The sequence below is a fragment of the Azospirillum sp. Sh1 genome, from assembly GCF_008365135.1.
Lineage (GTDB): Bacteria > Pseudomonadota > Alphaproteobacteria > Azospirillales > Azospirillaceae > Azospirillum > Azospirillum oryzae.
In genome coordinates this window covers 139,202-159,174 of record NZ_VTTK01000007.1, presented here as the reverse complement: position 1 = coordinate 159,174, position 19,973 = coordinate 139,202, and the positions used below count along the sequence as shown (strand labels likewise).

Below are 19,973 nucleotides of genomic sequence, written 5' to 3'. Positions count from 1 at the left end.
CCCTCACCCCACCTGCCGCGTCCGTTCCGACAGTTCGATCAGGTCCATCAGTTCGTTGCTCTTCCAATAGCGCGATTTGCCGACCTCCGTGCGCGCGGTGGCGACGAGGTCGTCGATGATCGCCTGCTCCTCCGCGCCCAATTCGCCGCCGCGCTCCAGCCGGTGCGACAGCAGGCGGGTCATGTTGTGGCTGAAGGTGGGGATCCAGGCGCTGACGCGCTGGCCGAACACGCCGGCGATGCCGTCGATGCGCAGGAGATGCTCCATCCGCTCGTCCAGCGGATCGGTCTCCTCGAACTTCATCGCCTTCTCGACATTGGCGCGCAGCTCCTCCAGCAGGCTTTCGCGCCACTTCACCAGATCGTAGGTCTCGAAACCGAAATCGCGCGACATCCCCTGCCAGCGCCACAGCAGCCGGTCGAGCCAGACGATGTCGGCATGGTCGATCACCGGCTGGCGCCGGGCGGCGGCGGCCTGGGCGGAGCGTTCCATCGCCACCGCGGCGACGCGCGACCCGATGATCTTCGCCGCCTGGGTCCAGGCGTTGCGGAAGGCCGGCTCGCTGCGCCGGTCCTCCATCAGCCCGGCGGAGGTGGCGGCGTGGACCAGCTGGTCCAGACGCTGCACCAGCGCCTCCAGCCGCGCCTTCTCCTTGGCGCTGGGCCGGATGGCGGAACCGGGCACCCGGTCGTTCAGCTTCAGGATGACGGTCAGCGCCGCGGTCAGCGCGCGGGTGACGCCGATGAAATGGCCGGTCAGCGCCGCGGTCATGGCGTCGCCGCGGCCGGGATCGACGCCGCTCTGGCGGATATACAGCGCCGCCACCGGATAATTGCGCTTCACCGTCAGCACCGACAGCGGCAGCAGGTTGGCCAGATCGTCGCCGCAGCGGTCGCGCAGCTGGTCCGTCGCGTCCAGCAGCCGGTCGGCCAGCCGGTTCGCCTCCGCCTCGCCGTTGCAACTGGCGGGGAACTCCTCCAGCCGGTCGGCGACCGGCTTCCCCGCTCCTTCGGCATGGGTCAGCACCAGATGCATCAGCCGCAGCGTGTTGACATCGATGGTCGGCGTCTTTTCCAGGAATCCCGACATCAGCCGGGTGCGGCGCGGCCGGTTGCGCGACATGCCGGCCAGCAGCTCCTCCATCGCCTTCTTGTTGGCCAGCACGGCGTCCAGATGCTTCACCGCGGCGACGCGCATCCGCTCCTTCATCACCGTGGCGACGGGGGAGCGCAGGATGCGGTCGATCACCTCGCCGCGCGCCATCTCGTCCAGCATCTCCTGCGCCTCCACCGCCAGCAGCGGAAAGGCGTCGCGGCTCAGCGCCTCCCACAGGGCGCCGACATCGACCCGCTGCAGCATGCCGGGGATGGCGACGCCGCCGTGATAGAGCACGTCGTCGTCGATCAGGAAGGCTTCGAACAGGTTGGTGAACAGCCGCCGGGCGCGGTTGGTGCGCTGGCGGTTCAGATACTCGATGACATATTGGCGGACGAGCTGGACGCGGTCGGTCGGCTCGCTGTCCATGCCCTCGATCTCGCTCAGCAGGCTGTAGACGAGGCTGGCCGGCAGCCGCGCCACCAGGGCGTCGATCTTGTGCCGCAACTCGTCCTGGTGCAGCTCTTCCGGGCGTATTTCGTCGGTCATGCGCGGGCCGCCACGCGATGTTGGGAAGCGATGGCGGGCGCACAGGCACCGCCGCGCGTCATTTAGGACGCAAACGGTAAATTTTTATGTAATGACCCGGACAGGATATGGGCCTCGGCGCGGCCCCCCGCCGGATGCGGGCGGCCGCGCCGTGGACAGGGCCGTTCAGCTGTTGCGCAGCTTGGCGATCGGCTGCGAGAACTGCAGCTCGATGTCCCAGGGGAAGTGGATCCAGGTGTCCTGGCTGACTTCGGTGATGAAGGTGTCGACCAGCGGCCGGCCGGCCGGCTTGGCGTAGACGGTGGCGAAATGCGCCTTGGGCAGCATCTTGCGCACGACTTCCGCCGTCTTGCCGGTGTCCACCAGATCGTCGATGATCAGCCAGCCCTCGCCGTCGCCGGCGTTGGCGCCCTCGACGCCCTTCAGCACCGTCGCGTTGCGCTGCTGCTGGTGGTCGTAGCTGGAGATGCAGACGGTGTCGATCATGCGGATCTCAAGCTCGCGCGCGATGATCGCCGCAGGAACCATGCCGCCGCGGGTGATCGCGATGATGCCCTTCCACGGGCCGCGGTCGATCAGGCGCCAGGCCAGCGCCTTGGCATTGCGGTGGAGCTCTTCCCAGGACACCGGGAAATGCTTGTTGAAGGGGGCTTCGGCCACGGTACTGACTCTCCAAAAACAGCAAGCGGACTGTATAACCCAGCCGCCGCCGCCCGGCAATCGGGGGCTGTTTGCATGCCCATGCTCCGACGCCGCAGGTCCGCCGAAAATTCGTGAAAAAAGCGCTTGCGGGGCAGGGGGGCTTTGAGTATGTTGCGCGCCTCGACGCCGACGGCCCGCCGCCGACGCCGGGATGGACGGAAGGCGACACCGCCGACCGTCGCAGAATACACAGCGCGCCCGTAGCTCAGCTGGATAGAGCATCAGACTACGAATCTGAGGGTCAGGAGTTCGAATCTCTTCGGGCGCGCCATTCTGCTTCGAATACAGGTCCTGAAAACTCGATAATTTGACAGCAGGCGGCCCTTCGGCCGCTTTTTCTGTTTTCGGGCTTCGCCGTCCTTCCTGTGTCGGTCCAACTTTTTGCCGGCCCAACTTTTTGCCGACCCGTCTTGCGCCGGACTTGGGCCGCCGGACTTGGGCCGCCGGTTCGGGCCAGCTCGGCCGCCCGGCCTATGCCCTCTGAAATTGCTGTTGCGTCTTCGGTTGCTCCCTTACTGTCGAACTCCGATCCGGTTTTTTGGCGAGTTGATAGAGAGGGGCATGGCAACCGGTCTCACGCTTTCGGACCGGCAGGTCGAAACGCTGGCGGTGGAAGGCTTCCTGCGGAAGATGATCCGCATCCTGACACAGTCGGACCCCAAGGCCGGCCCGGTTCTCGACACTGCCGAGGGCCAGCAGACCCTGCGCCAGCAATATGAGCGGGCGCGAGGATATGGGCTGGAGACGGAGCGCGACCTCGGCCGCTACATCGTCACCGCCTGGACGATGGGCATCGACTTCGATCGCCGCTTTCCGGCCATGTCCCAAATCCTGAACGATCCTGCACTGACGCCGACCGACAAGGCCGATGCGGTCGAACGCACCGCCCTGACCCTCTTCGCCCTGTTGGCGGAAGACCGGAAGGACGGTGCGCCATGAGCTGGGGCGATGCCCTGGCCGAAGCCTACGCGGCGGCCTCCGACGCCGCCCGGCAGGCCGCGGTGCGGGCCGCCGCCTCCGCACAGGCCGCCGCTTCGGCGGCAGCCGATATGGTCAAATCGGCGGCCAGCGCCACGAGCGATGCGGTGGTCGAGACCGCCAAGGCCACCGGCCGCGTTGCCGGCTTCGGCATGCGCGCCGCCGCCGAGACCGGGAAGGCGGCGGTCCAGGGCACCGCTTATCTCGCCGACAAGGCGATGGAGTCGCAGCCGGTGGTCGGCCGCCTCTACAAGGCGGCGAAAGAGCAGCTGTCCCCGGCCCGCGCACCGCGCCAGCGGGTGGTCGAAGCCTGTCCGAACTCGGTCGAGGCCAAGATCGACCGGCTGAACCAGCGCCAGTCCCTGATCGACAAGGGGCGCGGCGCCGGCAGCACCCCGGCGCAGAAGGCGGCGGCCGAACGGCTGGCCCGCGACAACCGGGCGGTCGAACTGGCTCGCCTGTCGGGCGACACCTACGATCAGTACGGCAAGCCGCCCAAGAACGATCCGCCGCTCGGCTGGACGGCCATGAGCGACTCGGAACTGGACAAGGCCGGCATCGATCCGGCGCTGCTGCGCGACGCCAAGGCCACGATCTACCGCACGCCGGCGGACTGGCCGGGCGGGCAGCAGACGGTCCTCGCCTTCCGCGGCACGGTGCCGAGCGAGATGGAGGATCTGCAGACCAACATGGATCAGGCGCTGGGGGGCGATACGATCCAGTACAAGGCCGCCGCCCAACTCGGCACCAACGTCGCCAACAAGCTTGGCCCCGACGTCCTGGTCACCGGCCATTCGCTCGGCGGCGGCAAGGCACAGGCGGCGGGCGTGTCCGGCGGCCTGACCGGCATGATGTTCAACGCGGCCGGTCTCAATCCGAAGACGGTCGGCGGCGACACCGGCGATCCGTCGGACTTCCTGCAGTTCCGGACACCCGGCGACCCCCTGACCGGCGTCCAGAATTCCGCCGCCCTGCAATCGGGGGTCGGGCTGCTCGCCGGCGGTTTGGGGTCCGGGATCGGCATGCCGGTGGCCGCCGGCAACTTCCTCGCCGACAAGCTGGGCTTCCCGTTCCTCTCGCCCGACACGCGCCAGCTGGTGGAGGGTGGAACCACCGCTTTCCCCCGCGCGTTGAAGAACCTCGTCAGCCAGGGCAACCTGCTGCCGCCGGCCGTCGGGCCGGTCGTCACCGTCCCGGCGCTCGACGATGCGGGCAAGCCGGTGCCGATGACCAGCCCCGGCGGGCAGCATTCGATTCTCAGCGTCATCAACGGCATAGAACGCGAGAAGAGCGAGGACGTCGCCACGTTACAAGATCCAGCGGGGCAGGATACACCTGGACAGGGCGCGTCCGGATGATCCGCCGGCAGGTCTTCCGTGTGATGCTGGCGGTCGTCCTCGCCGCCGGATGTGCAATGAGTCAGGAGAGCAACGCCATGGGCGCCACCGCCCGCAGACTGGACACCAGCCGCTATTTCGACGATCAGAAGCTGGCGGCCCTGGCCGACGACGTGCAGGAAGGCCGCGTGTCGAAGGTGGTCGAGGCTCTGCGCGGCGGTGTCGACCCCAACGGCGTCGGCCGCGACGGTTTCCGTCCGATCTTCTTCATCTTTCCCGCTCCGACGAACGAGACGGCCAAGGCGCTGCTGGCCGCCGGTGCCGACGCCAACGTCAAGACGGCGGGGGGCGAGCCGCCGCTGATGTATGCGGTGCGCCTGGAGGACCCCGCCTTCACCCGCGTCCTGCTGGCCGGGCGTGCCGATCCCAATGCCCGTGGGAGCAACGACAAGCCGGTGATCCACGAGGCCGTGCGCTCCGACCAGCCGGAGCATCTGCGGCTGCTGGCCCGCGCCGGGGTCGATCTCAATGTCGTATGGGGCAACGCGACGCCGCTCCTGGCGGCGGTGGAGAGCATGAGCTGGGCGAGCGCCACGGCGCTGCTCGACCTGGGGGCCGACACGGGCTGGCGCAGCCCCGGTGGTCGCACCCAGTTCACCGCCGGCGAGTCCTTCTGTAACTTCTTCACCAGACCGCGCCCCTTGCGCATCCCGCCGGCCCATCGCGAGGCGGTGCGCGGCCTGTTCGCCGCCTTCGCGCGGCGCGGCGTGGTGCTGGAGTGTGCCGGCCTGGCCGACCGGCTGTAGGAGGAACGGGCCGGGCGACGCGCCGAAAATTTTCTGAAGAAAAGCGCTTGCGCCCGGTGAAGCTTTTGAGTAGGTTGCGCGCCTCGACGCCGACGGCCTGCCGCCGACGCCGACAGGGAAGACGACACAGCGCGCCCGTAGCTCAGCTGGATAGAGCATCAGACTACGAATCTGAGGGTCAGGAGTTCGAATCTCTTCGGGCGCGCCATCTTCTTCAGAAAGACATGTTCGACACGCAAGGCCGCCTCCGGGCGGCCTTTGTCGTTTGGCGTGTCGTTCCACGACTTCGTCGCGCTGGCGTAAGCCCCGGTGGCTCCTCTACACTTGTGGCCCGGACCACTGGATGCATGGCCATGCCCCGCAGCGACTTCTATCCGCCCATCGACCCGTTCCAGACCGGCACGCTCGCCGTCGACGGGATCCACACGGTCTATTGGGAGCAGGCGGGCAATCCGCGCGGCGTGCCGGTGATGTTCCTGCATGGCGGGCCGGGGGCCGGTGCTTCGCCTACCCATCGCCGCTTCTTCGACCCCGCCCATTACCGCATCATCGTGATGGACCAGCGCGGCGCCGGCCGCTCCACGCCGCTGGGTGAAACGCGCGAGAACACCACCGAACGGCTGGTCGAGGACATCGAGACCCTGCGCCGGCATCTCGGCATCGAGCGCTGGCACCTGTTCGGCGGCTCCTGGGGTTCGACGCTGGCGCTGGCCTATGCCCAGACCCATCCCGACCGCTGCCTGGGCCTGATCCTGCGCGGCATCTTCCTGATGCGGAAGGCGGAGATCGACTGGTTCCTCTATTCCATGCGCATCCTCTTCCCCGAGGCCTGGGCCGCCTTCGCCGGCCACATCCCGGAGGACGAGCGCGACGATCTGCTGGAGGCCTATTGGAAGCGGCTCGATTCGGCCGACCCGATGGTGCGCATGGCCGCGGCGCGGGTGTGGAGCGTCTATGAGGGCAGTTGCTCCTCCCTGCTGCCGTCGCCCGACCTGATCGCCGCCAGCGGCGAGGACCGCCACGCCCTGGGGCTGGCACGGATCGAGGCGCATTACTTCCGCTCCAACCGCTTCACGCCGGAGGACAAGCTGCTGCGCGACGTCTCCCGCATCCGCCATCTGCCGGGGGTGATCGTCCAGGGCCGCTACGACATCGTCTGCCCGGTGATCTCCGCCGACGCGCTGCACCGCGCCTGGCCGGAGGCCGACTACCGCATCGTCCCGGACGCCGGCCACTCCGCCATGGAACCCGGCATCCGCGCCGCGCTGATCCAGGCGACCGAGCGGTTCAAGGAGTATCGGTGAGGACTTTAACTTCCATCCCACCCACCCCACACTCTGCCGATGCCTGAACTTCCCGAAGTCGAGACGGTGTGCCGGGGCCTCGCCCCGCATCTCGAAGGCCGGCAGCTGGTCCGTGTGGAGCAGCGGCGGCCCAACCTGCGCACCCCCTTCCCGCCACGCTTCTGCGAGCGGCTGACCGGCCGGCGGGTCGAGTCGGTGCGGCGGCGGGCCAAATACATCCTGATGCATCTGGACGACGGCGGCGTGCTGATCGCCCATCTCGGCATGTCGGGCCGGATGATCATCGCGCCGGAACGGCCGGACGTCTTCGACAAGCACGACCATGTGGTGTTCGAGACCGACGCCGGGACCGTGGTGACCTTCAACGACGCCCGCCGCTTCGGGCTGATGGACCTGACGGTGGCCGACGCGCTGGGCGACCACCCGATGCTGCGCAACCTGGGACCGGAGCCGCTGGGCAACGAGTTCTCCGGCCCCGACCTCGCCCGCCGGCTGGCCGGCAAGATCACCCCGATCAAGGCGGCCCTGCTCGACCAGAGCATCGTCGCCGGTCTCGGCAACATCTATGTGTCGGAGGCGCTGTACCAGTCCGGCATCCTGCCGACCCGGACATCCGCCAGCCTCAGGCCCGAGGAGGTCGACCGTCTCGCCACAGCGGTGCGAGAGGTGCTGGAGCGTGCAATCGCCGCCGGCGGTTCCTCCTTGCGCGACTACCGGCAGGCGTCGGGGGAACTGGGATATTTCCAGCACCAGTTCGCCGTCTACGACCGGGAGGGGGAGGGCTGCCCCGATTGCGACTGCGACCGCGCCCGAACGGGGGGCGTTCAGCGGATTGTACAGTCAGGCCGCTCGACTTTCTTTTGTGCGGCGCGCCAACGGTGATATAGCTGGGGCATGACGGCTCTACCGGCCATGCTCCGGGCGGCGTCCGCCGCTTTCCTCCTTGCCGGCCCCGCGGTCGCGGGCCTGGGGAGCTTCCTCGTTCCCATTCCTCCGGCTCTTGCGGCCCAACCGGCTGTTGCCGAGTCCGGACCGTTCGTCCCCGGCTTCACCGACGTTCCGGTGATGCCCGGGCTGGCGACCGCCGAATCGGAACCGCTGGTCTTCGACAAGCCGGGCGGGCGGATCGTCCAGGCCGTTTTGTCGGGGGAGGTGCCGCGTCAAGCGGTGCTGGCCTTCTACGACCAGACGCTGCCGCAACTTGGCTGGCGCCGGACCGCCGACCGCGTCTTCGTCCGCGAGGGCGAGGAATTGCGGCTGGAGTTCCCCAAACCGGCCGGCCAAGGCGCTGGGCAGAAGGCCGCGACCGCTGTCCGCTTCACTTTGACGCCGCGCTGATCGCGGGGGCACCCGCCATACTCGCGCCGGTTCAGGATCGAACATCTCAACAACCACGAGTCCCGGAGGCAACCGGGCTCGCCCCATCGGGAGAGTGCTGCAGCCATGTCCTATGAAACCATCCTCGTCGAGACCCGCGGCCCGGTCGGCCTGATCACGCTGAACCGTCCGAAGGCGCTGAACGCGCTGTGCGACCAGCTGGTGACCGAGCTGGGTCAGGCGCTGGACGCCTTCGAGGCCGACAGCGCCATCGGCGCCATCGTCGTCACCGGGTCGGAACGCGCCTTCGCCGCCGGCGCCGACATCAAGGAGATGGCCGGCTTCTCTTATATGGATGTCTACAATTCCAACTTCATCACCGCGAAGTGGGAGCGGCTGGCCAAGTGCCGCAAGCCGACCATCGCCGCGGTCGCCGGCTTCGCGCTCGGCGGCGGCTGCGAGCTGGCGATGATGGCCGACTTCATCCTGGCCGCCGACACCGCCAAGTTCGGCCAGCCCGAGGTCACCATCGGCACCATCCCCGGCGCCGGCGGCACCCAGCGCCTGACCCGCTTCGTCGGCAAGTCGAAGGCGATGGAGATGGTCCTGACCGGCCGCATGATCGACGCCGCCGAGGCCGAGCGCTGCGGCCTCGTCTCCCGCATCGTCCCGGCCGCCGAGCTGGTCGAGGAGGCGGTGAAGGTCGCCACCAAGATCGCCTCGCTGTCGCAGCCGGTCATCGCCATGGCGAAGGAGGCGGTCAACGTCGCCTATGAATCGACCCTGGCCGAGGGCATCCGCTTCGAACGCCGCCTGTTCCATTCGACCTTCGCCACCGAAGACCAGAAGGAAGGCATGGCCGCCTTCGCCGAGAAGCGCCAGCCCGGCTGGAAGAATCGCTGAGTCCCGGACTCAGCGCCGACCCGGCGTTGACTCTGCCTGCTGAGCCGTCCCCTGCATCTTGCGGGGGACGGACCAGATCCCATCAAGATGTCGTTTAGCTACGATTAGTCAAAATCAACGGGCGACCACGCCTTGACTCGCAGTGCGCTGCCGCGTATAAGGCGCGCTCGCATCACGACAGCCGTGTCGTTCGGAGTAGGGTTTCCATGGCCAATCATAAGTCCGCTGAAAAGCGCATTCGTCAGACCGAGCGTCGCACGGAAGTCAACCGTGCCCGCATCAGCCGCATCCGTTCCTTCGTGAAGAAGGTCGAGGGCGCGATCCAGAGCGGCGACAAGTCCGCCGCCGCCGAGGCGTTCAAGTCCGCTCAGCCGGAACTGATGCGCGGCGTGTCCAAGGGTGTGCTGCACAAGAACACCGTGTCGCGCAAGCTGTCGCGTCTGTCGGCTGCGATCAAGTCTCTCTGATAGAGTCTTCATCCGCTGCTTTCAAAAAGCCGCGCCCGTGACTCGGGGCGCGGCTTTTTGCGTTTAAAGTAAATATGCGGATGCTCGACAATTGTCTTAGATTGTTCTTAGGGTCGCGTATGAGATTCGGGATCGGTCTTGTGGTCAAAGCGAACGTTTTTATCTTTTTGGGCCGTTCGCCATCTGTCCCATTGCCAGATTTCCGCGGCATGGTTAGACTTTTGATCCATTCGGCCGGACGAATAGGGGTGATGCAACACTCTGTGTCCGGTTGAACACAGCAGTGAAATACTGAAGGTCTTACGCCGGATCAGGGCTTGTTGAGTCCCGGTCGTTCGCACGATCTTCTTTTACTTACAAGCTGTCGTGCTTGGGGCGGGATTTACGATCCCGTCGACTCTTGCGCGTGCTTTTTGGGTATAGTGTTCCGTTCGGGGTTATCCTTGCGCGGAGTTCCGGGCTGGACCAGATGGGCGGCTGTTCCGGTTGCAGAACCGGATACGGAACCGGGTTTGGGGCCGGGTTTGGGGCCGGTTGCGGGGTGATCCCGCGCCGCCACGGCGGTGGGGCCGGCCGGCGGAAGGAGCGGGAGTAAGGGAGCATGTCGGTCGGCGTGTCGTTGGATCAGCAGTGGGCGCGCATTCGCGGACGCCTGAAGGAAGAGGTGGGCGAGATCGCCTACCGGAGCTGGCTTCAGCCGCTGTCCGTCGCCAGCCTGGTCGGCGGCGAGGTGTGCATCGTCGTGCCCACGCGCTTCATGCGCGACTGGGTGCTGACCCACTATGCCGACCGCATCCGCGCGCTCTGGTCCGGCGAGAATCCGGAAGTCCAGTCGATCGACGTCATCGTCGCCTCCACCAACCCGCCGGCGGCGCTGGTCGCCGACAACGACGACCGTGACGATGGCAGGGATGGGGGCCGCGATGACGGCCGCGACCATGGCCGCGCCGCCCCGCCCCCGCGCGGCTTCGAATCGCGTGCCGCCGACTCCCGTGGTGCCGACTCCCGCCCGGCCCCCCGTCCGCTGCCGCCGTCCTCCGCCGAACCGGCGCCGTCGACCGTCTACACCTCCGCCTCCTACGGCGGGGCGTCGGACGAATCGCCGAACGCCGTCCCGGCGATCCTGGAGGACCGCTCCGACCTGTCCGCCGCGCTCGACCCGCGCTTCACCTTCGAGAATTTCGTCGTCGGCAAGCCGAACGAGCTGGCCCACGCCGCCGCCAGGCGCGTCGCCGACGCCACCACCGTGACCTTCAACCCGCTGTTCCTCTATGGCGGGGTCGGGCTGGGCAAGACCCACCTGATGCACGCGCTGGCCTGGCAGATCCGCAAGAACGACCCGAACCGCAAGGTGCTGTACCTCTCGGCCGAGAAGTTCATGTACCAGTTCATCCGGGCGTTGCGCTTCAAGGACACGATGGCCTTCAAGCAGCAGTTCCGCTCGGTCGACGTGCTGATGATCGACGACGTGCAGTTCATCAGCGGCAAGGACTCCACGCAGGAGGAGTTCTTCCATACCTTCAACGCGCTGGTCGACCAGAACCGGCAGGTCATCATCTCCGCCGACAAGAGCCCGTCCGACCTGGAAGGCATGGAGGAGCGGCTGCGCTCCCGCCTCGGCTGGGGGCTGGTCGCCGACATCCACCCGACCACCTACGAGCTGCGGCTGGGCATCCTCCAGGCCAAGGCCGACGCGCTCCAGGCCAGCATCCCGCTGAAGGTGCTGGAGTTCCTCGCCCACAAGATCACGTCGAACGTGCGCGAACTGGAAGGGGCGCTGAACCGCATCGTCGCCCATGCCGAGCTGGTCGGCCGGTCCATCTCGCTGGAGACGACGCAGGAGGTGCTGCACGACCTGCTGCGCGCCAACGACCGCCGCGTCACCATCGACGAGATTCAGAAGCGGGTGGCGGAGCATTACAACATCCGCGTCGCCGACATGCATTCCGCCCGCCGCGCCCGCGCGGTGGCCCGCCCGCGCCAGATCGCCATGTATCTGGCCAAGCAGCTGACCGCCCGCTCCCTGCCGGAGATCGGGCGCAAGTTCGGTGGCCGCGACCACACCACGGTCATGCATGCGGTGAAGAAGGTGGACGAACTGCGCGCCACCGATCCGTCCTTCGCCGAGGATGTCGAACTGCTGCGGCGCATGCTCGAAAGCTGAAGTTCGTTCGGTCCGCCAATTAATCGCCCGATTTATCGCCAAAGCAACCGCGACGTGTCGCCACGCCGCTATCCCATCGCGACGGGAAGTTTGCTAAAGTCCTCGCGCACGGATTCTTTGCGGGCGGCGTGGGTGTTGTGGTGGAAACGAATGTTCTTGTCGTCGACGATTCCAATTTCTTTCGCGACCTGATCCGGACGGATCTGGAAAGCAACGGTTACCATGTGTTGCTCGCGGAGGATGGGGCGCAGGCGCTGTCGCTCTACCGCAGCCACGACATCCACATCCTCATCACCGATCTGGAAATGCCGGTGATGACCGGGCTGGAGCTGTGCTGGCATGTCCGGGCGGAGGACGACCAGCACCGCACCTTCACCATCCTGATGACCGGCGACACCGAGACGGCCCGGCGGATCGAGGCCTTCGACTCCGGCGCCGACGAGTTCCTGGCCAAGCCCATCGACCTCTCGATGCTGCGCGCCCGCGTCCGCGCCGGAGAGCGCATCACCCGCATGCACCGGGTGATGGTGGAGATGCTGCACACCGATTACCTGACCGGGGTGCTGAACCGCCGCTATTTCATGGAGCGGCTGGAACAGGCCTACCGCGCCGCGAAGGAGACCGGCTCGCCGCTGGCGGTGGCGATGTTCGACATCGACCATTTCAAGACGATCAACGACACCCATGGCCACAGCAACGGCGACCTCGCGCTGAAACGCTTCGCCGACAACTGCGCCGCCCGGCTGCCCGACGACGGCTTCCTCGGCCGGCTGGGTGGGGAGGAATTCTGCCTGTGCCTGCCCGCCGCCGACCTGGATTCGGCGCTGGCGCGGGTGGAGGCGATCCGCCGTTCCACCGCGGAGCTGATGGTGGAAACCGTCAGCGGGTCGAGCTTCGGCTTCACCGTCAGCATCGGCATGTGCCTGGACCAGGACACCGGCTCGGTCAACGACCTGATGGCCCAGGCCGACGAGGCGCTCTATTTCGCCAAGCGCAGCGGCCGCAACCGCACCGTCCTGCGCGGCGCCGAAGGCGTGACGGTGAAGGCCCGCTTCTATGTGATGTGACCGAATCATCCCTCTCCCGTCCCAGGAGAGGGCCAACTCCCCCTCATGTGACGGCTCTATGAAGTTTGGCGGAGCTTCATCTTCCCCCATGGACGGACCGCTTTTGTCTCAGGCACACTTTATGCCTTAAGCGGGGCCGCCACCCGTTCAAACGCCATTCAAGAGCCAGGGAGACCGGACGTCATGTCCCAGACCGATCCTATGGGAACCGATCACGCCCAGACCGAGTCCCAGCGCTCCAGCGCCGAGACCCAGCGCGCCGCCAAGAGCTTCACCCGCCGCCTGCTGCTGCAGAGCGCCGCGGCGGCGGCCGGTGTCGCCTCGGTTGGTCCCTTCGTCCTGCGCGAAGGCCGCGCCGCGTCGGGTTCGGTGAAGATCTTCTCCTGGGCCGGCTACATCAGCCCGGACATGCTGGCCGATTTCGAGAAGAAGACCGGCGTCAAGGCGACCCTGACCGAATACGGCACCAACGACGAGCTGCTGAACCAGCTGAAGGCCACCGGCGGCGCCGGCTTCGACATCATCCACCCCACCGTCGACCGCGTGCCGAACTATGTCGAGTACGAGCTGGTGCAGCCGATCGACGAATCGAAGGTGAAGTGGGACGGCTGCCTGAAGTCGTCGGTCGAGGGCTCCGCCGGCATGGGCGGCGTCGTCGGCGGCAAGCGCTATTTCGCCCCGGCCGACTGGGGGACGGAGGCGCTGGCCTATGACATGAAGAAGGCGCCGCTGACCTACGGCACCGCCAGCTACGGCGACCTGTGGGCGCCGGCCAATGCCGGCAAGGTGACGGTGCGCGGCCATTCCGCGCTGATCGGCATCGCGCTGTGGCTGGAAAGCCAGGGCAAGCTGCCGCATCCCGTCCGCGACCAGTTCAAGGACGAGGCGAAGGCGCGCGCCAACTTCGACGCCATCCTGAAGGTGGCCGCCGCCAACAAGAAGTCGGTTGCCCAGTTCTGGACCAACGAGAACGAGGCCCAGGGCGCCTTCCGCACCAACGGCTGCGTCATCGGCCAGACCTGGGACAGCAGCGCCGTGGCCCTGCGCAAGGAAGGGCTGCCGATCCGCTTCGTCGCGCCGAAGGAGGGGGCGCTGGCCTGGATGGAAGGCTTCGCCATCCCGAAGAAGGCGGAGAACCTGGAGAACGCCTATGCCTGGATCAACTGGTTCTACACGCCCCAGGCCGGCGCGCTTTACACCAACCATTCCGGCATCTCCAGCACCGCCGTCGGCGCGGAGGCCCACCTGACCGACCTGAACAAGCAGTTCTTCGCCGACGCCTATCCGGGCGACGCGCTGCAGAAGCTGTGGTGGTGGCCGATCCAGGATGCGTGGTACGTCTCCATCCGCAACGAGTATCAGGACCGCTTCCTGGCGGCGTGACCTGATCCTCCCTCTCCCGCGCCGGGAGAGGGAAGGGGCCCATGCGGAGCATGGGAAGGGTGAGGGATGCTCCAAGGAACCATGCGGTTCGGGTTTCTTGGGGCCACCCCTCCCCCTCTCCCGCCTACGGCGGGTCCCTCCCTCTCCCGGGGCGGGAGAGGGTTTGTGTTGCCATTTCGGCGGGGTACATGAGCCAAGACGTCCAACTCGACCATGTCACCATGCGGTTCGGCGACACCGTCGCCGTCCGCGACGTGTCGCTGACCATCGGGGCGGGGGAGTTCTTCAGCTTCCTAGGGCCCTCGGGCTGCGGCAAGACCACCATCCTGCGCATGATCTCCGGCTTCATGGAGCCGACCGACGGCGTCATCCGCATCGGCGGGCGGGACATGCGCGGGATCGGCCCGAACAAGCGGCCGACCGCGCTGATCTTCCAGAACCTGGCCCTGTTCCCGTTGATGACGGTGGCGGACAACATCGGCTTCGGGCTGGAGGTCCGCGGCGTGCCGTCGGCCGACCGCCGCCGCCGCGTCCGCGAACTGCTGGAACTGGTGGCGCTGCCCGACACGGCGGACAAGCGGGTGACCGACCTGTCCGGCGGCCAGCGCCAGCGCATCGCCATCGCCCGCGCGCTGGCGGTGGAGCCGGCGGTGCTTCTGCTCGACGAGCCGCTCTCCGCGCTGGACCTCAAGCTGCGCCAGCACATGCGCGCCGAACTGCGCGAGTTGCAGAAGCGCACCGGCGTCACCTTCATCTACATCACCCACGACCAGGGCGAGGCGTTGACCATGTCCGACCGCATCGGCGTGATGTCGCGCGGGGTGCTGGAACAGGTGGGCGACGGCAAGACCATCTACGACCACCCGGAGACCGCCTTCGTCGCGTCCTTCGTCGGCGAGTCGAACCGTTTCGCCGGGCCGGTCACCCAGGCGGCGGACGGCTGGGCGGTGCTCGACACCGCCTTCGGGCCGTTGCGCGGCCGCAACCCGCGCGGGCTGGCGGTGGGCGACCGTGCCACCCTCTATGTTCGGCCGGAACGGCTGGCGCCGGACCGTTCGGGGGCGGGCGACGGCGACAACAGCCTGACCGCCCGCGTCAGCCACAGCGACTTCGAGGGCGCCTTCGTCAACGCCTTCCTCGACGGCGGCCTGACCGTGCAGATGCCGCATCTGGGCCAGGAGCCGGCCTTCGTCCCCGGCGAGACCGTGCGGCTGGGTTTCCGCGCCGCCGACGCGGTGGTGCTGCCGACGGCATAAACCGCAAACGAAAACGCCCCGGCCAACCGGCCGGGGCGTTTCGCATTGTCAAATCCGCAAGCGTCAGTGCGTCTGCTGGATCGCCGACAGCTGCCACTGGCCGCCGCGGGGGCGGACGAAGGTCCACAGCTCCGTCGCCTCGGTCGGCTGCGAGGCGTTGCCCTCGACCACCCGGCCGCTGGCGCGGTCCACCGTGACGTCGATCAGCGAGAAGCGCATGGCGACGGTGGCGTATTCCTGCGCCCCCTCGCGCCAGCCCTCTGCCAGATCGCCCTGCAGCAGGCGGACGTCGCTGACCTTGTTGACGACGCCGCGGTTACGGTTCTCCGCCAGATCGTCGCCGAAGTAGGCGAACATCTCCGGCGTCGTCGCGGCGCGCAGCGCGTCGGCATCCTCGCGCCCGTAGGCGGTCTGGACGGTGACTAGCAGCCGCTCGAACGCCTCGAAGTCGCTCGGCTGGATGCCGATCTCGTCGGCCGCCTGACGGCGCTGGGCCGGGCCGGCGTTGCCGCCACCCATGCCGCCGACCGGGCCGCCGCCAACCGGGTTGTAGCCGGCATCGGCCGCATCGCGATTGAGTGGACCACCGGCATAAGCCGGCCGGTTCCCACCCAGCGGACCACCGGATGCCGCGGTGTTGGCCGTCTGCGAGCGGTTGCGGAAGAAGCGCATGGCGAGCCGGACCAGGAAGACGACCAGCAGGATCTGCAGGATGAAGCCCAGGATGCCGGAGAAGCTGCCCAGCCCGTCGAAGAAGCCGCCGCCGAACAGCATCGCGCCGATGCCGGCGCCGATCAGGCCGCCCATCAGGCCCGACATGAAGCCGCCGCCGAAGAAGCCGCGCGAGGGCGCCGCCGCCGGGGCGGTGGAACCCGGGCGCTGCATGCCCGGCGACGCCGCCGGGGCGGCGGAGCGCTCCATCGGCGATACCGCGTTGGGGGCGGTGGAAGTGGCGGCCGGCGCCTCGGTCGTGCGGCTGCCGCGGCTACCCGAGGAGGTGCTCTTGCCGGCGCGGGCATCGGCGGTGCCGGCGGCCAGCGCCATAACCAGGGCAACCGCCACCGCCGTGGCAGCGCGGGCGCCCCGCATTCCGGTGGAGGTGGCGGAAAGGCTCGAAGGTCGGGTCTTCTCGCTCATGATCGTGCTCGCTTGTCGCATCTGGTCTGTTGTCCAGCCTTGCCAGATGGGGGTGGTCCCGCCTCCGTTTAAGAGGCGGTCTCACTTTTTTCGAGCAACAATCGGTGCCACCGCCTAATCGGTCTCACTTTGCAGGGCATCGCCCCGCAACGCATCGATCGCCCGCCGGTCGCGCTTGGTCGGCCGTCCGGCGCCCGGCGCCCGGTAGGGATCCTGCAGCCGCTCCTCCGGCACCGGCGGGGCGAGGTCCTCGTACAGCGCCTGTGCTTCCGGCGCCGGCCCGCGGCGGGTCCCCAGCGCCACCACCTTTATGACGCGGATGTGCCGCCCCTGCGCGAAGGTCAGCACGTCGCCCGGCTTCACCGCCGCATGCGCCTTGGTCACCACCGCTCCCGACAGCCGCACGCCCCCGTCGTTGCACAGCTTGGCGGCGAGGCTGCGCGTCTTGAAGAAGCGCGCATACCAAAGCCACTTGTCGATCCGCAGCCGGCCGGGGGTGGAGTCTTCGGTGTCGGTGTTGCCAGCGGTGTTGCTCATGGGCGTTTCCGGTTGGTGGTCTCGTTCATCGTTTGCGGGGCATCGTGCCCCTCACATTCCCGACAGCTGCCGCAGCTTGGCGAACGGGTGGTCCTCGTTCGTCGGCCGCTCGCGCCGCTGCCTGTTCCCCTGCTGCTGCCTGGATGGCCGCTTCCGCTTCCAGGTCACCGCCCCGTCCTCGGCGACGATCCGCACATAGCCGAGCCCGGTCAGCACCGTCCCCAGCTCTTCCGCTGACAGGCCGGCGCGTTGGCCGAGCGCCACCTCGCGGATCGGCGCATTGGCCTTGGATGCGGTCAGCAGTTCCGTTTCCAGCCGGTCGAGCATGTCGACGCGCAACGCCCGCCCGCCGGCCAGCGGATAACCGATGGCCTCCCAGAAGGCCGGCGGCGCGCCACCCTCCTTCACCGGCCCCTCCTTTACTCGCGGCGCCTCCACCGACACACGGCCGGGCGGTGGGATCGGCACCGGCAGCGGATGGCCCTTCGCCACCGCCCACAGCAGCCCGCGCAAACTCACCGCCGCCGGCTTGGCCAGCGCCGTCAGATAGAGGTGCGACACCCCCAGCCGGACGCCGAGTTTCGTCAGCGTCTTGCGGTCCTCGCGCTCCAGCCGTTCGACCATGTCGGCGACCGGTGCGCGCGGCAGCACCCCCAGACCCTCGACCAGCTGGAAGACCAGCCCGCGCCCCGCACCCGACAGCCCCTCCGCGCCGGACAGCGCGAACAGCGGCTTCAGCCGGGCGGCGATATGGTCCTTCAGCCAGCGGTCCAGCCGCGCCCGCACCCGCTCGCGCTGGGCCTGATCCAGCATGCCCTCGTCGAAGGGCACCACCAGCGGCGCCAGCACCGACGGGCCGGCGGCCAGCCGCGCCACCGGCAAATTGTCCGCGCTCAGCACCCCGTCCGGCCCCAGTGCGAAGGCGTCGTCCGGCTCCGCCTCGAAAGCGCGCAGGCGCTTGGCGAGTTCGTCGCGTAGCGCCCGCCGCGCCGCCGTCAGCAGCGACTTCGCCTCGTCGGAGCGGTCGGGCGCGTCGGGCACGAAGCGGAAGCCCTCCAACTTGCCGACGACATGTCCTTCCACCACCACCTCGCCGTCGGCGCGCACGCCGCCCAGCAGCGACCGGCCGTCCTTCAGCGTCCGCGACAGCGTGGCGGAGCGGCGGTCGATGAAGCGCTGGGTCAGCCGCTCGTGCAGGGCGTCGGACAGCCGGTCCTCGATGGCGCGGGTAAGCTCCTGCCAGTGCAGCGGGTCCTTCAGCCAGGTCGGCCGGTTGGAGATGTAGGTCCAGGTGCGGATATGGGCGATGCGGGCGACCAGCGCGTCGATGTCGCCCTCCGTCCGGTCGAGCCGGGCGATCTGCTTTGCCACCCAGTCGTCGTCCAGCCGGCGCAGCGGTCCTCGGAGGCTGCGGAAGACCTGGGCCAGCAGCTTGGTGTGGGCATCCGACAGCACCTTGCGGAAATCGGGGACCTGACAGACCTCCCACAGCAGCTTCACGGCATCGCGGCCGCGCGCGAGGTCCATGATCTCGGGATCGCGCACCAGCGCCTGCAGCGCCAGATGGTCGTCGGCCTCGCGCACGCGGGACAGCTCATTGATCGGCGCCCGTTCCTCCAGCGATTTCAGCAGGAAGCCCGGCGTGTCGAAGCGCAGGTCGCTGTTGCGCCAGGACAGCGCCTTGACCGTCTCGAACTCGTGGTTCTCGACGCGGTTGACCAGATCGGCGTCCAGCTCCCCCACCTCGTCGGTGGTGCCGAAGGTGCCGTCGCGCATGTGCCGCCCGGCGCGGCCGGCGATCTGAGCCACCTCGGCGGGGCGCAGGCGGCGCGGAGCGAAGCCGTCGAACTTGACGATGCGGGCGAAGGCGACATGGTCGACGTCCATGTTCAGCCCCATGCCGATTGCGTCGGTCGCCACCAGATAATCCACTTCTCCCGCCTGATACAGCCCGACCTGCGCGTTGCGCGTGCGCGGGCTGAGCGCGCCCAGCACCACGGCGGTGCCGCCGCGCTGGCGCCGGATCATCTCGGCGATGGCATAGACGTCGGTGGCGGAAAAGGCCACGACGGCGGAGCGCGGCGGCAGCCGCGTCAGCTTCTTGTAGCCGGCATAGGTCAGCTGCGAGAAGCGCGGCCGGCTGATGAACTCCGCCTTCGGCACCAGCCGGCGGATCATCGGCTGCATCGAATCGGACCCCAGCACCATCGTCTCGACCATGCCGCGGGCGTTCAGCAGCCGGTCGGTGAAGATGTGGCCGCGCTCCGGATCGGCGCAGAGCTGGATTTCGTCCACCGCCAGGAAATCGACGGCGCGGTCCAGCGGCATCGATTCGACGGTGCAGACCCAATAGGACGGGTTGGGGGGCAGGATCTTCTCCTCCCCCGTCACCAGTGCGACGGCGTTCTTTCCCTTGATCGAGACGATGCGGTCGTAATTCTCCCGCGCCAGCAGGCGCAGGGGAAAGCCGATCATTCCGGACCGGTGACCGAGCATGCGCTCGATCGCCAGATAGGTCTTGCCGGTGTTGGTCGGCCCCAGCACGGCGACCACACGGCCCCCGCGCCCGAGACCGCCGCCCGCCGAAGCGTGAGAGGACGTCATAGGGTTAAGCTTTGGGGTGCGAAAGCCCGCAATGCAAGCGGCGGCTTGGCGATGTATGGCGATTGCGCCGGGGTGACCGGTCGACCGGCGCCGGAAGCAAGTACCGGATGGCCGATGCCAGATGGCTGGTGTCAGATCATCAGTGCCGGTGTGCCGGTGCGCGGCGGGTCCTGAGCGATTGGAGCCCGCTCCGGGCAATGCCCAGGATCAGCTGGTAATCCTGTCTCACGATCGACAGGCTGAAGAACAGCGGAGAGAGGTCGAGCGCACTCATGGGGGCATCCCGTATTTCGAGACGAGCATGAAGGTGACTAGGGCCGCCGAATGGGGGTTCGGCGGCCCATAGTCTCACGGCGGCAGCGTTGGG

At 68.0% G+C, this 19,973-nt stretch carries 18 protein-coding genes and 2 tRNA genes; 14 read left to right on the top strand and 6 right to left on the bottom strand.

What is annotated here, in order from left to right; all coding sequences use genetic code 11:
• Window positions 1–3: 3 nt before the first annotated feature.
• Both FZ029_RS09845 and gpt read right to left on the bottom strand, forming a co-directional pair.
• Window positions 4–1,644 carry a hypothetical protein gene (locus FZ029_RS09845; protein WP_149269081.1) on the bottom strand — a complete coding sequence of 547 codons (1,641 nt, stop codon included), beginning with the start codon at window positions 1,642–1,644 and terminating at the stop codon, window positions 4–6.
• A 165-nt stretch (window positions 1,645–1,809) separates the two neighbouring features.
• Window positions 1,810–2,304, bottom strand: a complete 495-nt coding sequence (gene gpt / locus FZ029_RS09840; protein WP_188051887.1) for a xanthine phosphoribosyltransferase — start codon at window positions 2,302–2,304, stop codon at window positions 1,810–1,812.
• 236 nt (window positions 2,305–2,540) lie between these two features.
• Between gpt and FZ029_RS09835 the strand changes: the two genes are divergently transcribed.
• From FZ029_RS09835 to FZ029_RS09760, 14 genes are all read left to right on the top strand, one after another.
• A tRNA-Arg gene (locus FZ029_RS09835) sits at window positions 2,541–2,617 on the top strand.
• Between the two features lie 290 nt (window positions 2,618–2,907).
• Entirely contained in the window at window positions 2,908–3,285 is a 378-nt protein-coding gene (locus FZ029_RS09830) for a hypothetical protein (RefSeq protein WP_149269079.1), read from the top strand.
• A complete protein-coding gene (locus FZ029_RS09825; protein WP_149269078.1) occupies window positions 3,282–4,682 on the top strand; it encodes a hypothetical protein in 1,401 nt (466 codons plus the stop codon). Before FZ029_RS09830 ends, FZ029_RS09825 begins: the two co-directional genes overlap by 4 nt.
• Window positions 4,679–5,467, top strand: coding sequence for an ankyrin repeat domain-containing protein (locus FZ029_RS09820; RefSeq protein WP_149269077.1), 789 nt, complete (start codon window positions 4,679–4,681; stop codon window positions 5,465–5,467). Before FZ029_RS09825 ends, FZ029_RS09820 begins: the two co-directional genes overlap by 4 nt.
• Before the next feature lie 131 nt (window positions 5,468–5,598).
• Window positions 5,599–5,675, top strand: a tRNA-Arg gene (locus FZ029_RS09815).
• A 145-nt stretch (window positions 5,676–5,820) separates the two neighbouring features.
• The gene (gene pip / locus FZ029_RS09810) at window positions 5,821–6,771 is read left to right on the top strand and encodes a prolyl aminopeptidase (RefSeq protein ID WP_188051886.1); all 951 of its coding nucleotides are present in this window, start codon (window positions 5,821–5,823) and stop codon (window positions 6,769–6,771) included.
• Window positions 6,772–6,810: 39 nt separating this feature from the next.
• Complete coding sequence (mutM, locus tag FZ029_RS09805; protein ID WP_149269075.1) at window positions 6,811–7,653, top strand: bifunctional DNA-formamidopyrimidine glycosylase/DNA-(apurinic or apyrimidinic site) lyase; 843 nt, start codon at window positions 6,811–6,813, stop codon at window positions 7,651–7,653.
• A gap of 12 nt (window positions 7,654–7,665) precedes the next feature.
• Window positions 7,666–8,109, top strand: coding sequence for a hypothetical protein (locus tag FZ029_RS09800; RefSeq protein ID WP_149201674.1), 444 nt, complete (start codon window positions 7,666–7,668; stop codon window positions 8,107–8,109).
• A gap of 105 nt (window positions 8,110–8,214) precedes the next feature.
• Entirely contained in the window at window positions 8,215–8,991 is a 777-nt protein-coding gene (locus FZ029_RS09795; RefSeq protein WP_136704948.1) for an enoyl-CoA hydratase, read from the top strand.
• A gap of 206 nt (window positions 8,992–9,197) precedes the next feature.
• A complete protein-coding gene (rpsT, locus tag FZ029_RS09790; RefSeq protein ID WP_149201672.1) occupies window positions 9,198–9,458 on the top strand; it encodes a 30S ribosomal protein S20 in 261 nt (86 codons plus the stop codon).
• A 601-nt stretch (window positions 9,459–10,059) separates the two neighbouring features.
• Window positions 10,060–11,622, top strand: a complete 1,563-nt coding sequence (dnaA, locus tag FZ029_RS09780; RefSeq protein ID WP_149269074.1) for a chromosomal replication initiator protein DnaA — start codon at window positions 10,060–10,062, stop codon at window positions 11,620–11,622.
• Window positions 11,623–11,762: 140 nt separating this feature from the next.
• Window positions 11,763–12,689, top strand: coding sequence for a diguanylate cyclase (locus FZ029_RS09775; protein WP_188051885.1), 927 nt, complete (start codon window positions 11,763–11,765; stop codon window positions 12,687–12,689).
• Between the two features lie 183 nt (window positions 12,690–12,872).
• Entirely contained in the window at window positions 12,873–14,072 is a 1,200-nt protein-coding gene (locus tag FZ029_RS09770; RefSeq protein ID WP_174757172.1) for an extracellular solute-binding protein, read from the top strand.
• A gap of 188 nt (window positions 14,073–14,260) precedes the next feature.
• Window positions 14,261–15,328, top strand: a complete 1,068-nt coding sequence (locus FZ029_RS09760; RefSeq protein ID WP_149269072.1) for an ABC transporter ATP-binding protein — start codon at window positions 14,261–14,263, stop codon at window positions 15,326–15,328.
• A gap of 63 nt (window positions 15,329–15,391) precedes the next feature.
• Here FZ029_RS09760 and FZ029_RS09755 read toward each other — a convergent pair whose 3' ends face one another.
• The 4 genes from FZ029_RS09755 to FZ029_RS33910 all read right to left on the bottom strand — a co-directional run bounded on the left by FZ029_RS09755 (window position 15,392) and on the right by FZ029_RS33910 (window position 19,880).
• Window positions 15,392–16,465: a Tim44 domain-containing protein gene (locus FZ029_RS09755; protein WP_149269071.1), complete on the bottom strand. Its 1,074-nt coding sequence runs from the start codon at window positions 16,463–16,465 to the stop codon at window positions 15,392–15,394.
• A gap of 114 nt (window positions 16,466–16,579) precedes the next feature.
• The gene (locus FZ029_RS09750; protein WP_149269070.1) at window positions 16,580–17,002 is read right to left on the bottom strand and encodes an RNA-binding S4 domain-containing protein; all 423 of its coding nucleotides are present in this window, start codon (window positions 17,000–17,002) and stop codon (window positions 16,580–16,582) included.
• A 51-nt stretch (window positions 17,003–17,053) separates the two neighbouring features.
• On the bottom strand, window positions 17,054–19,606 hold the full coding sequence (locus FZ029_RS09745; protein WP_149269069.1) for a helicase-related protein: 2,553 nt from the start codon (window positions 19,604–19,606) through the stop codon (window positions 17,054–17,056).
• Window positions 19,607–19,745: 139 nt separating this feature from the next.
• The gene (locus tag FZ029_RS33910) at window positions 19,746–19,880 is read right to left on the bottom strand and encodes a hypothetical protein (protein ID WP_282184135.1); all 135 of its coding nucleotides are present in this window, start codon (window positions 19,878–19,880) and stop codon (window positions 19,746–19,748) included.
• Window positions 19,881–19,973 lie beyond the last annotated feature (93 nt).